This window comes from Serratia sp. PL7, from assembly GCF_945957435.1.
On sequence record NZ_CAMFLB010000001.1, the window covers coordinates 951,555 to 964,733 of the forward strand.

Here is a 13,179-nt window from a genome sequence, read left to right on the forward strand (position 1 = left end):
ATTCGGCGAGCTCTGTGTACCGCCGGGCGTTGCCGATTATCGGCGTTTAGCCGGCGGATTTCTGCCGCGAAAGCAGGAATTTGCATAAACTTACGCAAGAAAGCGCCGGCACATTGCCAGCGCGGGCCGCAGGTCGCATAGTAAGTGTCATAATAACCAGATAATTTACCGCGGAAAACAAGCATGCAGTGGAAATCTCTCCAGGCCCTGACGCCTGGTTTGACGCATTTATTGGGCTATCAACGCAGTTGGCTCAAGCCGGATATTCGCGCCGGCCTTTCCGTCGCCGCCGTCGCCCTACCGGTGGCCATCGCCTACGCCGAACTGGCCGGGGTTAGCCCGGTGGTGGGGCTCTATTCCTGTATCTTGCCGATGATGGCCTACGCGCTGTTCGGCTCGTCGCGCCAGCTGATCGTTGGGCCTGACGCTGCCACCTGCGCGGTGATCGCCGCCGTGGTGACGCCGCTGGCAGCGGGCAATATGGAACGCCATTGGCAGCTGACCATCATGATGACCGCCATGATGGGCGGTTGGTGTCTGCTGGCCAGCCGGTTCAAGCTGGGGGCGCTGGCGGATCTGCTGTCGCGACCGATCCTCAGCGGGCTGCTGAACGGAGTGGCGATCACCATTATTGTCGATCAGATCGGCAAGGTGTTGGGGTTCACGGTGCGCCCGGCACAGCTGATCGAACGCATCTACGCGCTGCCCGGCAACCTGCTGCACAGCGACTGGCTGACGATGGCGGTGTCGTTGTTGACGCTGGTGACGCTGCTCGGATTTAAAAAATGGCGGCCTAACTGGCCGGCGCCGCTGTTCGCTATCGTGCTGGCGGCGTTCGTGACCTGGGCGGGCGGCCTGCAGCAGCATGGCGTGGTGACGGTGGGCGGTTTCAGCGGCGTGCTGCCGATCGTCCAGTGGCCGGACTTCCAGCCCGGTTTGCTGCGCGACATGGTGATCCCGGCGCTTAACCTGGCGGTGGTGAGTTTTGTCAGCATGATGCTCACCGCCCGCAGCTTCGCCGCCAAAAACGGTTATGAGGTGAACGCCGACGCTGAGTTTCGCGCGCTGGGGCTGGTGAATATCGTCTCTGCGCTGTCGCAAGGTTTCGCCATCAGCGGCGCGGATTCGCGCACCGCGGTGAATGATGCCAACGGCGGCAAGAGCCAACTGGTGTCGATCATCGCCGCCGCGGTCATTGCCTTTGTCTTGCTGTTCCTGATGGCGCCGCTGCAGTTTATTCCGGTGGCCGGGTTGGGCGTGGTGCTGATGTATGCGGCCTGGTCGCTGCTGGACATCCGCGGCATCTGGATCTTGCGCCGTCGCAACGCGCAGGCGTTCCGCCTGGCGCTGTTTACCTTCCTCAGCGTGCTGCTGGTGGGAGTGATCAGCGGCATTGGGCTGGCGGTGTTGCTGGGGCTGATGCAGTTTCTGCGCACCGTCTTCCGGCCGACGGAACAGCTGCTGGGCGTCAACGACGAAGGCATGATCCATTCCATGGGCAATAACAATGGGGTGAAGGCGGTGCCTGGCGTCATGATGTATCGCTTCAATTCGCCGCTGACCTATTTCAACGTGGCGTATTTCAAACGCCGTATTCTCAATTTGGTCGACGGCACGCCGTTCCAGCCACGTTGGGTGGTGGTGGATGCGGTGGCCAGTTTCACCCACGCCGATATCAGCGTGCTGGCGGCCATCGACGAACTGAAACGCGACCTGTTACAGCGTAACGTAAGGCTGGTGCTGGCGGGGCGCCGCACCGAGCTGACGCGTTGGTTCCGCATCAACCGCTTAGGGCGCGACAAAGAGCTGATTTTGGTGCCGGACCTGTATCTGGCCCTGAAACTGATTCAGAGTAAGGAGCAGGCGGAAGCCGCCGTGGTGGGGTAAACAAAAAAAGGGGCGCGCCGAAGCGTGCCCCTTGGTTTTTGCTTGCGCCGGCGTTAGCCGCGCAGCAGCATGTACAGACGGAACAGATAGATCAGCAGCAGGGCAGACACCAGGTTGCTCAACGCGGTCAGTACCACGCTGGCGACGTTCGGCGTCAGCACCGACAGATGGCTCACCAAAAACAGCACCAGCAGCTTGGCCGCCAGCCACAGCATCATCGCCGGCACCAGCACGCGCGCATTGGCGAAGGCTAATTTGCTGCTCAGCTTGAGCGAAGCGAAGACGCCTTTTTTGTCGACGGAGGCGATCACCGGGGCCAGTGCGAAGGCGATAGCCATCAGCACGCCCGGCACCACAAACAGCGTCAGGCCAAGTTGGATCAGCAGGGTGCAGATAAACAGCAGCAACAACAGGCGAGGCAGATCGGGCGCCGAAGCGCCGAGCGCGCGCAGGGCGCTGGTGCGTTGCCCTTGCGACACCAGACGGATCAGCGTCAGCATCCCGCCGACCAGCAGCACGTTGCCGACCAGCGCGGAGAAGGTGGCGGCCGCCGACACTTTCAGCAACACCATCTGCTGTTCCGGCGTCATCTGCTGGATCACTTCCTGAATGCCCATGCCGGTAGAGGAAGCGAAATCGCTGGTGGCAGCAGCGAGCGTCGCCAACTGTTCGGCATCGGGGCTGAAGGCCTGATTCAGCAGCACGGAGATAAACGCCGTCAACAGCGCCAGCATCAGGATGCTGGCCAGTTGATTGCGTAAAAAGTTAAAACTGTCACGGTACAAAGCGTTGGCCGTGATAGGCATGCAGACTCCTTGGCGTCGGGAAAACAGAGATAAATCAGTGGGTGATTGTACCCTGTTCCACGCCGCTGTGGCACCCCGCGAATTGCACTACGCCTATTTCTTCAACGATCGTCGTCTCAGGCAGCGATAGCGGCAAGGGCACCGGCAAGGGGGGCAGGCCGTAGCGTTCCCGGGCGCGATCGCAGGCTTCGTTACGCAGGCCGTTTTCACCGGACTGATCGAACTCTCTGCACGGGCTGGGTCGATTGAGGTAGATCGAGCAGGACACGGCTTTGCCGATCTCGCCGTCCAGCGCGGTGCAGCGGGGGGACTTGCTGTTGGTCCCCTGCATGCAGCGCAGGAACGGGCTCAAAGGCTCCGTCAGGGAAAGGGGGACGGTGCCGCCGCCGTCTTCGGCTTCGGCCCAATAGAATGACACTCGAAAATAACCGCAGCATGCGCCGCAGCTGACACAGGGATTAAGGATTTCGCTCATCTTGATTGCCCGCCGACTCCTCACGGCACCAACCAAAACCAACACGGAAAATGAAATTACCTCAGCCGCATTTTTCTCCGCAACTGAAATTTGAACATGTAGATAATTTGCAACAAAATCGTTTTTTTGATGCAGATCAATCCTTGATTTATTAGACGGTTAGGTAACCTTGTTTTTAGTGGGATTTTAAATTTTTACACATAAGATGTGATCTCGATGGGATCACAAATACCCGAAAGTAGGTATATTCCCCCTCGAGCGATTAACCACACAAATGGAATGGATAATGAAAAAGACAACTCTGATGGTATTGGCGACGATGATGGCGCCTATGTTGGCAAGTGCGCATCAGGCCGGTGATTTCCTGTTCCGCGCGGGAACCGCGACCGTGCGTCCAAATGCAGGTTCAGACAACGTACTGGGGTTGGGCTCGCTGGATGCGAAAAACAACACCCAGCTCGGTCTGACCTTCGGTTACATGGTGACGGACAACATCGGCGTTGAGTTGTTGGCCGCAACGCCATTCCGCCACAAGGTGACGCTGGGCGGTACCGATCTGGCGACCGTTCACCAACTGCCGCCTACGCTGATGGCGCAATACTACTTCGGCGACAAGCAGGACAAACTGCGTCCTTACCTGGGCGTCGGCGTTAACTACACCACCTTCTTCGACGAGAAGTTCAACGACTACGGCAAAAGCGCCGGGTTGAGCGACCTCGATCTGAAAGATTCCTGGGGCGTGGCGGCGCAGGCCGGCCTGGATTACAACCTGGATGAGCACTGGATGCTGAACATGTCGGTGTGGTGGATGAACATCGAAACCAAAACTCGCTTCAACGATGCGAATGGTGGGCACCATAGCTTCGATACGCGTCTGGATCCGTGGGTGTTCATGTTCGGGGCGGGTTACCGCTTCTGATGAAGGCTTCAAGCAGGGAGGCGTTGCGCCTCCCTGTGTCGGTATTATTTAATCTGCATCACGTTTTCAACAGATTTCACGCCGGCTACGCCGCGTGTGACCTGCACCGCACGGTTGGCGTCATCGCTGGACGTCACGAAGCCGCTCAGCTGTACGCGCCCTTTAAAGGTTTCCACGCTAATCTCGCGTGACTTGATGTTTTTATCCGCCAGCAACGCCGATTTCACTTTGGTGGTGACCACGGTGTCATCGATATAACCGCCTGTTCCCTCTGATTTTGCCGTCGGCGCGCAAGCGCTCACCGCGACCGCCACAACGGCTGCCATGCACAAGGCCGAAAGGGTTTTAAACAGCTTCATAAATTACTCTCCATGCAATGTTATGGTTGAAATTCGCTACGGTTTTTCGCCGCAGCGAGCGCATTCCCCAAATCAAACGAAGAAATGCATAGCGAACAAAGTTCATTGTGAGACAAGACTGGGTTTTGTTCAAATTTTTGCTGTAAATAAATGGAACAAACTTTGAGGGGAAACAAGCTGTTAAAGCGAGCGCCGGCAGGGCGCTCGCTAAAGAGGATCACGCCCGGGTGGCGCGCTTCATATTGCTGACAAAGGCCGCCAGCTTAGTCAGCATCTCCGCCGGGTTGGCATGGTGCTGTTCGATGATTTTGACGATTGCCGAGCCGGAGATCGCGCCGGCGGCCCCGGCCTGCAGCGCCGCCTTCACCTGCTCGGGTTCGGAGATGCCGAAGCCCTGCAGCGGCGGCGCGGCGTGATACTCGCGCAGCTTGTTCACCAGGTGATGCAACGGCAGCTGCGCTCGGCTTTCGGTGCCGGTGACGCCGGCGCGCGACAGCAGGTAGGTGTAGCCGCGGCCGTGCGACGCGATTTCACGCAGCAGATCGTCATCGGCGTTCGGCGGGCAGATGAAGATCGGTGCGATACCGTGGCGAATGGCCGCGGCGCGGAACGGCGCAGACTCTTCAAACGGCACGTCGGCGACCAGCACCGAATCCACGCCCACTTCGGCGCAGCGTTGGTAAAACGCATCGATGCCTTTATGGAACACCAGATTGGCGTACATCAGCAGCCCAATGGGAATGGTCGGGTGCTTCTGGCGGATGGCCGCCAGCATCTCGAAGCACTGGGTCGGCGTGACGCCGGCGGCGAAAGCGCGCAGCGTCGCGCTCTGGATAGTGGGGCCATCCGCCAGCGGATCGGAGAAGGGGATGCCCAACTCCAGCGCGTCCGCACCGGCTTCGATCAGGGTGTCGATAATCTGCAGCGATAGCGTCGGATTGGGATCGCCTAACGTCACGAACGGGACGAAGGCGCCTTCCTTGCTGCTTTCCAGACGCGTGAACAGTTGCTGATAACGTTCCATCAGATTTCTCCCCGAGCTTTCAAAATGTCGTGAACGGTAAATATGTCTTTGTCGCCGCGGCCGGACAGGTTGACCACCAAGATTTGCTCTTTCTGCGGCGTTTCACGGATCATTCTCAGCGCGTGCGCCAGGGCGTGTGAGGATTCCAGCGCCGGGATAATGCCTTCATGGCGCGACAGCGCCTTGAACGCTTCCAGCGCTTCGTCGTCGGTGATCGACACGTATTCGGCGCGGCCAGTGCTGTTCAGGTAGGCGTGCTGCGGCCCGACGGATGGGAAGTCCAGCCCGGCGGAAATCGAATAGGACTCTTCAATCTGGCCTTCGTCGGTCTGCATCATCGGCGCCTTCATGCCGAAGTAGATGCCGACGTGGCCGTGCTTGAGCGGCGCGCCGTGCTGACCGGTTTCGATACCCAGGCCGGCAGGTTCCACGCCGATAAGCCCAACGTCGGCGTCATCGATAAAATCGGCGAACATGCCGATGGCGTTGGAGCCGCCGCCGACGCAGGCGATGACCGCATCCGGCAGGCGGCCTTCGCGCTCCAGCACCTGCGCTTTGGTTTCTTCGCCGATCATGCGCTGGAATTCACGCACGATGGTGGGGTACGGGTGCGGGCCGGCGGCGGTGCCGAGCATATAGTGCGCGGTTTCATAGCTGCCGGACCAGTCGCGCAACGCTTCGTTGCAGGCGTCTTTCAGGGTGGCGGAGCCGCTGTGCACCGGGATCACTTCCGCGCCCATCAGCCGCATGCGGAACACGTTCGGCGACTGGCGCTCGACGTCTTTGGCGCCCATATAGATGCGGCATTTCAGGCCGAGCAGCGCGCAGGCCAGCGCCGACGCGACGCCGTGTTGGCCTGCGCCGGTTTCCGCGATGATCTCGGTTTTGCCCATGCGCTTGGCCAGCAACGCCTGGCCCAGCACCTGGTTGGTCTTGTGTGCGCCGCCGTGCAGCAGGTCTTCACGCTTCAGATAAAGCTTGGTGTTGCTGCCGGCGGTGAGGTTTTTGCACAGCGTCAGCGCCGTCGGGCGGCCTGCGTAGTTCTTTAGCAGATCGATGAATTCCGCCTGAAACGCCGGATCGCGCTGAGCGCTGACAAAGGCTTCTTCCAGTTGTTTCAGGGCCGGCATCAGAATTTGCGGCACATACTGGCCACCAAATTCGCCGAAGTAGGGGTTAAGCAGCGTCATGAGAGTTCCCGTTATTATCCGTTATTAATGTTGAGCCGTATTCAGTAGGCGCGCAGGGTCTGGAAGACCGAGGCCAGGCGCGCGGGATCTTTGATGCCCGGTTCGCTTTCCACGCCGGAGTTGAAGTCCAGCCCGGCGCAGCCGAGCTTGGCCGCTTCGACGCAGTTGTCGGCGCGCAGGCCGCCCGCCAGCATCACGTTAGTCAGATCTTCGTCTTGCAATACCGACCAGTCGAAGCGTTGGCCGGTGCCACCGGCACCGTTGTCGAGCAGGTAGCGATCGACATACTGCAAATCGCGCGCCGGCACCCGATCTTTCACGCTCAGCGCTTTCCAGATGCGGCAATCGGCCGGCAAACGGGCGCGCAGGGCGCTGATATAAGCCTGGTCTTCCGCGCCGTGTAATTGCACCGCGTGCAGACCGAGGCGCTCAACGGTCAACGCCACGGTCTCGACCTGGGCGTCGCAGAATACGCCGACGTACTTCAGCGGCGCGCCGGAAATCACTTCGCGGGCGCGGGTGATATCCACGTAGCGCGGGGAGCGGCCGACGAAAATCAGCCCGCCGTAGATGGCGCCCGCCTGATACGCGGCGGCGGCGTCCTGTGGGCGGGTCAGGCCGCACACTTTGTTGTCGCCCAGGATCACGCGGCGCACGGCGGCGCGCAGATCGGGTTCAGACATCAGCGCGCTACCGATCAGGAAGCCGTTGGCGTAATGGCTCAGCTCGCGGATCTGCCCATAGTTGTTGATGCCCGACTCGCTGATCACCGTCACGCCATGCGGCACGCGCGGCGCCAGTTGACGAGTACGGTCCAGATCGATGCTCAGATCGCGCAGATCGCGATTATTGATGCCGACCACGCGCGCTTCCAGCGCGATCGCCCGCTGCAGCTCTTCTTCACTGATCACTTCGGTCAGCACGCCCATATTGAGGCTGTGGGCCACCGCGGCCAGCTGGCGGTACTGCTCGTCGGTCAACACCGACAGCATCAGCAGAATGGCGTCGGCCTGATAGTAGCGCGCCAGGTAAATCTGATACGGGTCGATGATAAAGTCTTTGCACAATACCGGCTGGCTGACGGTCTTACTGACCAGCGGCAGGAAATCGAAGCTGCCCTGGAAGTATTTCTCGTCGGTCAGCACCGAGATCGCCGAGGCGAAATCTTTATAGACCGTGGCGATCTCCACCGGATCAAAGCTCTCGCGAATCAGTCCCTTGGAAGGCGAGGCCTTCTTGCATTCGAGAATGAAAGTCGTCCGGGTGCCCTGCAGCGCGTGGTAGAAGCTGCGTTCGCTCGGTACGATGTCATTCTGAAAGCCGGCCAGGGGCTGTTGCTGTTGTCGCGCCGCGATCCATTGCGCTTTGTCGCGGACAATCTTGTGTAGCACGGTTTCCTGCATCATTTATCCTCTTGCCGCCAGTGCGATGACACGCTCATAGGCCTGCCCGCTGTTGATCATATCCAGTGCCTGCCGCGCATTTTGGCGCAGGTCTTCATGTCCGAATAACTTCAGAAGCAACGCGACGTTGGCCGCGACCGCCGCGGCGTGCGCCGGCTCGCCTTTACCTTGTAACAGCCGCGCCAAAATGTCACGGTTTTCTTCCGGCGTGCCGCCCAGCAAGGCTTCCAGCGGATAGGTTTCCAATCCGAAGGACTGCGGCGTGAGCTGGTAGCTGCTGATTTCGCCGTTGTTCAATTCCGCTACGTGCGTCGGGGCGTGGATCGCCACCTCGTCCATGCCGCCGCCGTGAACCACCGCCGCACGTTGATAACCCAGCACGCGCAGGGTTTCGGCAATCGGCAGCACCAGTTCCGGGCTGTATACGCCGATCAGCGCCAGCGGTGGACGCGCCGGGTTAATCAGCGGGCCCAGCACGTTGAACAGCGTGCGGGTCTTCAGCTGCTGGCGCACCGGCATGGCGTGGCGAAAACCGGTGTGGTACTGCGGCGCGAACAGGAAGCACACGCCGAGGTCGTCCAGCGCCTTGCGCGCTTCTTCCGCCGGCAGATCCAGACGGATGCCGAACGCCGCCAGCAGATCCGAAGAGCCGGAACGGCTGGAGACGCTGCGGTTGCCGTGTTTGGCGATTTTCGCGCCGCACGCCGCCGCCACAAAGGCGCTGGCGGTGGAAATATTGATGCTGTTGGTGCCGTCACCGCCGGTGCCGACGATATCGGCGAACGGGTAGTCAGGGCGCGGAAACGGCTGAGCGTCGTCCAGCAGCGCTTTGGCGGCGCCGGCGATCTCTTCCGGGCGCTCGCCGCGGACTTTCATGCTGATCAACGCCGCCGCCAGTTGGCTAGGTTCCAGTTCGCCGCGCACGATAGCGCTGAACAGCTGTTGGCTTTCCTGCTGGCTCATCGACTCGGCGCGGTACAGTTTCTCAAGAATAGGTTGCATCGTCGTGTTCCTTATATTACTTCGCCAGCGCCCAGGCGAGGGTCTGCTCAAGCAGGCGCGCGCCATGGGTGGTCAGAATCGATTCCGGGTGGAACTGGAAGCCGCACACGCGGCGGTGGTCGTCGCGCACTGCCATCACCATCTCGCCGAAATGGGCGTTGACGGTGAGATCGGCCGGGATGTTGCTGCCGACCAGCGAGTGGTAGCGCGCCACCGGCAGCGGGTTGGCCATGCCGGCGAACATGCCTTCGCCATCGTGAGCGATCGCCGAGGCTTTGCCGTGCAGGATCTCACCCGCCTGGCCGACCTGGCCGCCGTAGGCTTCGACGATCGCCTGGTGGCCGAGGCAGATGCCGATAATCGGCAGCCGACCGCGCAGGCGCTGCAGCAGTTCCGGCATGCAGCCCGCTTCGGACGGCGTGCCGGGGCCGGGCGACAGCATCAGCACCGGCTGAGTCATGTGCTCCAGGCGTTCGATGATCACCTCGGCGGCGATCTGGTTACGGTAAATCACCACCTGGTGGCCGCTGGCGCGCAGCTGATCGACCAGGTTGTAGGTAAAGGAGTCGACGTTGTCGAGCAGCAGGATATCGGCCATCAGAACACCTCCTTGGCATGGTGCGCAGTGGCGATGGCACGCAGCACGGCACGGGCTTTGTTGCGGGTTTCGTCGGCTTCCGCCTGCGGGATGGAATCCAGTACCACACCGGCGCCGGCCTGCACGGTGGCGATGCCGTCTTCAACGTAGGCAGAGCGAATGACGATGCAGGTATCCAGATCGCCGGTGGCGGTGAAGTAGCCCACCGCGCCGCCGTAGCTGCCGCGGCGCGTGCCTTCTGAGGCGGCGATCAGCTGCATCGCCCGCACTTTCGGCGCGCCGCTGAGGGTGCCCATGTTCATGCAGGCCTGGTAGGCGTGCAGCACGTCGAGATCGGCGCGCAGGGTGCCCACCACCCGGGAAACCAGGTGCATGACGAACGAATAGCGATCCACCTTGGTCAGGTCGGCCACGTAGCGGCTGCCGGCCTGGCAGATGCGTGCCAGATCGTTGCGCGCCAGATCGACCAGCATCAGGTGCTCGGCCAGCTCTTTGTGGTCGGTGCGCATTTCCAGCTCAATGCGGCTGTCGAGATCCAGATCCAGCGAACCATCGGCACGGCGTCCGCGCGGGCGGGTGCCGGCGATCGGGTAGATTTCGATCTGGCGATTGCCCGCGTCGTATTTCAGCGCGCTCTCCGGCGAAGCGCCGAACAGGGTGAAGTCATCATCCTGCATGAAGAACATGTACGGGCTGGGGTTGTTGTCTTTCAACGTCTGGTAGGCCGCCAGCGGCGCCGGGCACGGCAGGGTGAAGCGGCGCGACGGCACCACCTGGAAAATCTCGCCCTGGCGGATCGCTTCCTGCAGCTCGCTGACCACCGCGCCGTACTCTTCGTCGCTCTGGTTACAGCTCAGCTGCATGTTTTCCAGCGTTTGGTGCGGGATCGGCTGCGGGGTTTGTTGCAACTCGGCCTGAAGTTGTTCCAGACGTTGCTGCAAACGCTGCGCTTCACTCGCTTGTTCACTGAAGACGCTGGCCTGCAGACGGGCCGTACCGCGTTGGTGATAAAGCACCAACAGCGTTTCAGCCAGATAGAAGCAGAAGTCCGGGCAGCGCTGATCCTGGCGCAGTGCCGGCAGGTCTTCGAAACCGGCGACCAAATCGTAGGCGAACAGGCCGCCCAGCATCACGGCTTCGCGCTCGTCCGCCGGTGAGTCCACCAGGGTCAGCAGCGTGCGCAGCGCGTCGAACACCGACAGTGAGCGCAGGCGAGCGTCTTCGTCCTGCACCGCGTCGATCGCCGGGAAGGTCAGTTCGCGGCCGTTGGGGCGCGCCTGATTGCGCACCTCGGACGGCAGCGCTTCGTCCAGCAGCGGCAACAGCGCCGCGCCGTTGGCGGTCAGTGCCTGCACGCTGACGGTGTGGCCCAGTGCGGTAATGCGCAGCGCGCTGTCGATCACCAGCAGGCTCTGCAGATTCTGTTTGCTGTTGATTTCCGCCGATTCCAGCAGCAGGGTGGCCGGACGGGCGCCGCACAGCTGGTGGAAAAGGGTGGTGGGGTCGCCCCGGTAGCTGGCTTGCGCCTTCAGCAATGTCAGTTGTGGTTTGGTGTTCATCATCGGTGGTTCCAGTGAATTCTGTCCATAAAAAAGCCCGCATCAAGTGCGGGCTCAGGAAATCTGCATTGTCAGATGACAGCTATGCGCGATTACACCGCCCGCAAGAGGGAGGTACGCCACCAACCGTGAAGAGAAATATAGTTGTTCATTTGCCGACTCTCTCTGTTAACACTCATCTGACACGGCCGTTGCCGTGAACTTGTGTACTAGTTAACTGGTTCGTGGCGGCAAAGTCAACCCTCTTTTTGCACAATGTTTTAGCGGCCAGGGTGAATTCTATTCATCATCCGCCTGGCGCCTGCGGCCAGGGCAGAATAGATTTCCGTCCGGCCGTCGATCGCGGGTATGATAGAAAACCAAGCCATTGCCGGATAGCCGTTTTGACAGACAGTAACCCCCCATCCACCGCTTTTACTCTGTACGATCTCCACAGCCACACGACCGCCTCCGACGGTTATCTGACGCCGACGCAGCTGGTACTGCGGGCGGTCGAGATGCGTGTAGGCGTGCTGGCGATCACCGATCACGATACCACCGCCGGATTGGCCGAGGCCGCCGCGGCCATTGCGGAGCAGGCGTTGCCGCTGCGGTTGGTCAACGGGGTGGAAATCTCGACGCTGTGGGAAAATCATGAAATTCATATCGTTGGGTTGGGCATGGACGTCACGCATCCGGCGCTGGTGGCACTGTTGGCGGAACAAACCGAACGCCGCAACTGGCGGGCGCAGGAGATTGGCGTGCGCCTGGGTAAAGCGCGGATCCCTGACGCTTATGCCGGCGCGCAACGGCTGGCGGGCGCCGGCGCGGTCACCCGCGGCCATTTCGCCCGTTACCTGGTGGAGCTTGGCGTGGCGAACAACATGGCGCAGGTGTTCAAGAAATACTTGGCCAAGGGCAAAACCGGCTACGTGCCGCCGCAGTGGTGTACAATAGAACAAGCCATTGATGCGATTCATCAATCGGGCGGTCAGGCGGTGATGGCGCATCCCGGCCGTTACGATCTGACCGCGAAGTGGTTGAAACGTTTACTGGCGCATTTCGCCGAACACGGCGGCGACGCCATGGAAGTGGCGCAGTGTCAGCAGGCGCCGCATGAGCGCGCGCAGCTGGCGAAATACGCGCATGACTACCACCTGTTGGCCTCGCAAGGCTCTGATTTCCATCAACCTTGTTCGTGGATCGAACTGGGGCGCAAGCTGTGGCTGCCGGGCGGTGTCGAGCCAGTGTGGCGCGATTGGCCGCAACCGGGCCAGGCGGTCTGATTTTACGCGCGTGGCAACGCGCGCGGGCATCATTTTAGGAGCAAGTCATGAGTCAGCTTTTTTATATTCATCCGGACAACCCGCAACCGCGTTTGATTAACCAGGCGGTCGACGTGCTACGCAAGGGCGGAGTGATCGTTTATCCCACCGATTCCGGCTATGCGTTGGGTTGCATGCTGGAAGAGAAGGCGGCGATGGAGCGCATTTGCCGCATCCGTCAACTGGACGGCAACCACAACTTTACCCTGATGTGCCGCGATCTGTCCGAATTATCGACCTATGCGCACGTCGATAACACGGCCTTCCGCCTGATCAAAAACAATACGCCGGGCCACTACACGTTCATTCTGAAGGCGACCAAAGAAGTGCCGCGCCGCCTGATGAATGAAAAGCGTAAAACTATCGGCCTGCGCGTGCCCTCAAACCCGATCGCGCTGGCGCTATTGGAGGCGTTGAACGAACCGATGATGTCCACCACCCTGATGCTGCCGGGCAATGATTTTGCTGAGTCCGATCCGGAAGAGATCAGCGATCATTTGGGCAAGGTGGTCGATCTGGTGATCCACGGCGGCTTCCTCGGCCAACAGCCGACTACGGTTATCGATCTGACCGAATCCACGCCGGAAGTGGTGCGCGAAGGGGCGGGCGACGCGGCGCCTTTCCGCTGATGTAAAAGGTTGCCACCTTGCCCA

General features: G+C 60.8%; 11 protein-coding genes, 1 pseudogene and 1 other annotated feature. Of the genes and pseudogenes, 4 read left to right on the forward strand and 8 right to left on the reverse strand.

The window, feature by feature from the left end; all coding sequences use genetic code 11:
- Nucleotides 1–183: 183 nt before the first annotated feature.
- Complete coding sequence (locus N6G83_RS04540) at nucleotides 184–1,887, forward strand: SulP family inorganic anion transporter (protein WP_049205510.1); 1,704 nt, start codon at nucleotides 184–186, stop codon at nucleotides 1,885–1,887.
- Between the two features lie 53 nt (nucleotides 1,888–1,940).
- Here the strand turns inward: N6G83_RS04540 and N6G83_RS04545 are convergent, their stop codons facing one another.
- On the reverse strand, nucleotides 1,941–2,693 hold the full coding sequence (locus N6G83_RS04545; RefSeq protein ID WP_260514776.1) for a YciC family protein: 753 nt from the start codon (nucleotides 2,691–2,693) through the stop codon (nucleotides 1,941–1,943).
- A 34-nt stretch (nucleotides 2,694–2,727) separates the two neighbouring features.
- Nucleotides 2,728–3,168 (reverse strand): YkgJ family cysteine cluster protein, encoded by a 441-nt coding sequence (locus N6G83_RS04550; protein ID WP_025303054.1) that lies wholly within the window; start codon nucleotides 3,166–3,168, stop codon nucleotides 2,728–2,730.
- A gap of 286 nt (nucleotides 3,169–3,454) precedes the next feature.
- Here N6G83_RS04550 and ompW point away from each other — a divergent pair, with 286 nt between their 5' ends.
- A complete protein-coding gene (gene ompW, locus N6G83_RS04555; RefSeq protein ID WP_016927514.1) occupies nucleotides 3,455–4,087 on the forward strand; it encodes an outer membrane protein OmpW in 633 nt (210 codons plus the stop codon).
- Between the two features lie 44 nt (nucleotides 4,088–4,131).
- Here the strand turns inward: ompW and N6G83_RS04560 are convergent, their stop codons facing one another.
- From N6G83_RS04560 to N6G83_RS04585, 6 genes and pseudogenes are all read right to left on the reverse strand, one after another.
- The gene (locus tag N6G83_RS04560) at nucleotides 4,132–4,446 is read right to left on the reverse strand and encodes a BON domain-containing protein (RefSeq protein WP_025303053.1); all 315 of its coding nucleotides are present in this window, start codon (nucleotides 4,444–4,446) and stop codon (nucleotides 4,132–4,134) included.
- A 217-nt stretch (nucleotides 4,447–4,663) separates the two neighbouring features.
- On the reverse strand, nucleotides 4,664–5,470 hold the full coding sequence (gene trpA / locus N6G83_RS04565) for a tryptophan synthase subunit alpha (RefSeq protein ID WP_025303052.1): 807 nt from the start codon (nucleotides 5,468–5,470) through the stop codon (nucleotides 4,664–4,666).
- On the reverse strand, nucleotides 5,470–6,660 hold the full coding sequence (gene trpB / locus N6G83_RS04570) for a tryptophan synthase subunit beta (RefSeq protein WP_025303051.1): 1,191 nt from the start codon (nucleotides 6,658–6,660) through the stop codon (nucleotides 5,470–5,472). The genes trpA and trpB overlap by 1 nt, the downstream gene beginning before the upstream one ends.
- A 41-nt stretch (nucleotides 6,661–6,701) precedes the next feature.
- Complete coding sequence (gene trpCF / locus N6G83_RS04575) at nucleotides 6,702–8,063, reverse strand: bifunctional indole-3-glycerol-phosphate synthase TrpC/phosphoribosylanthranilate isomerase TrpF (protein ID WP_260515563.1); 1,362 nt, start codon at nucleotides 8,061–8,063, stop codon at nucleotides 6,702–6,704.
- Between the two features lie 3 nt (nucleotides 8,064–8,066).
- A pseudogene (gene trpD, locus N6G83_RS04580) lies at nucleotides 8,067–9,663 on the reverse strand (bifunctional anthranilate synthase glutamate amidotransferase component TrpG/anthranilate phosphoribosyltransferase TrpD).
- Entirely contained in the window at nucleotides 9,663–11,225 is a 1,563-nt protein-coding gene (locus N6G83_RS04585; protein WP_260514779.1) for an anthranilate synthase component 1, read from the reverse strand. Before N6G83_RS04585 ends, trpD begins: the two are co-directional and overlap by 1 nt.
- Before the next feature lie 24 nt (nucleotides 11,226–11,249).
- Nucleotides 11,250–11,353, reverse strand: a sequence feature (Trp leader region).
- A 252-nt stretch (nucleotides 11,354–11,605) separates the two neighbouring features.
- Between N6G83_RS04585 and rnm the strand changes: the two genes are divergently transcribed.
- Nucleotides 11,606–12,487: an RNase RNM gene (gene rnm / locus N6G83_RS04590; protein WP_260514780.1), complete on the forward strand. Its 882-nt coding sequence runs from the start codon at nucleotides 11,606–11,608 to the stop codon at nucleotides 12,485–12,487.
- 47 nt (nucleotides 12,488–12,534) lie between these two features.
- On the forward strand, nucleotides 12,535–13,155 hold the full coding sequence (locus N6G83_RS04595) for an L-threonylcarbamoyladenylate synthase (protein WP_025303045.1): 621 nt from the start codon (nucleotides 12,535–12,537) through the stop codon (nucleotides 13,153–13,155).
- The last annotated feature ends 24 nt before the right edge of the window (nucleotides 13,156–13,179 follow it).

What these genes read in the sequence shown, in the direction of transcription:
- N6G83_RS04540 (WP_049205510.1), top strand. Translation starts at nt 184, where the DNA reads ATGCAGTGGAAATCTCTCCAGGCCCTGACGCCTGGTTTGACGCATTTA.
- N6G83_RS04545 (WP_260514776.1), bottom strand. Translation starts at nt 2,693, where the DNA reads ATGCCTATCACGGCCAACGCTTTGTACCGTGACAGTTTTAACTTTTTA.
- N6G83_RS04550 (WP_025303054.1), bottom strand. Translation starts at nt 3,168, where the DNA reads ATGAGCGAAATCCTTAATCCCTGTGTCAGCTGCGGCGCATGCTGCGGT.
- ompW (WP_016927514.1), top strand. Translation starts at nt 3,455, where the DNA reads ATGAAAAAGACAACTCTGATGGTATTGGCGACGATGATGGCGCCTATG.
- N6G83_RS04560 (WP_025303053.1), bottom strand. Translation starts at nt 4,446, where the DNA reads ATGAAGCTGTTTAAAACCCTTTCGGCCTTGTGCATGGCAGCCGTTGTG.
- trpA (WP_025303052.1), bottom strand. Translation starts at nt 5,470, where the DNA reads ATGGAACGTTATCAGCAACTGTTCACGCGTCTGGAAAGCAGCAAGGAA.
- trpB (WP_025303051.1), bottom strand. Translation starts at nt 6,660, where the DNA reads ATGACGCTGCTTAACCCCTACTTCGGCGAATTTGGTGGCCAGTATGTG.
- trpCF (WP_260515563.1), bottom strand. Translation starts at nt 8,063, where the DNA reads ATGCAGGAAACCGTGCTACACAAGATTGTCCGCGACAAAGCGCAATGG.
- N6G83_RS04585 (WP_260514779.1), bottom strand. Translation starts at nt 11,225, where the DNA reads ATGATGAACACCAAACCACAACTGACATTGCTGAAGGCGCAAGCCAGC.
- N6G83_RS04595 (WP_025303045.1), top strand. Translation starts at nt 12,535, where the DNA reads ATGAGTCAGCTTTTTTATATTCATCCGGACAACCCGCAACCGCGTTTG.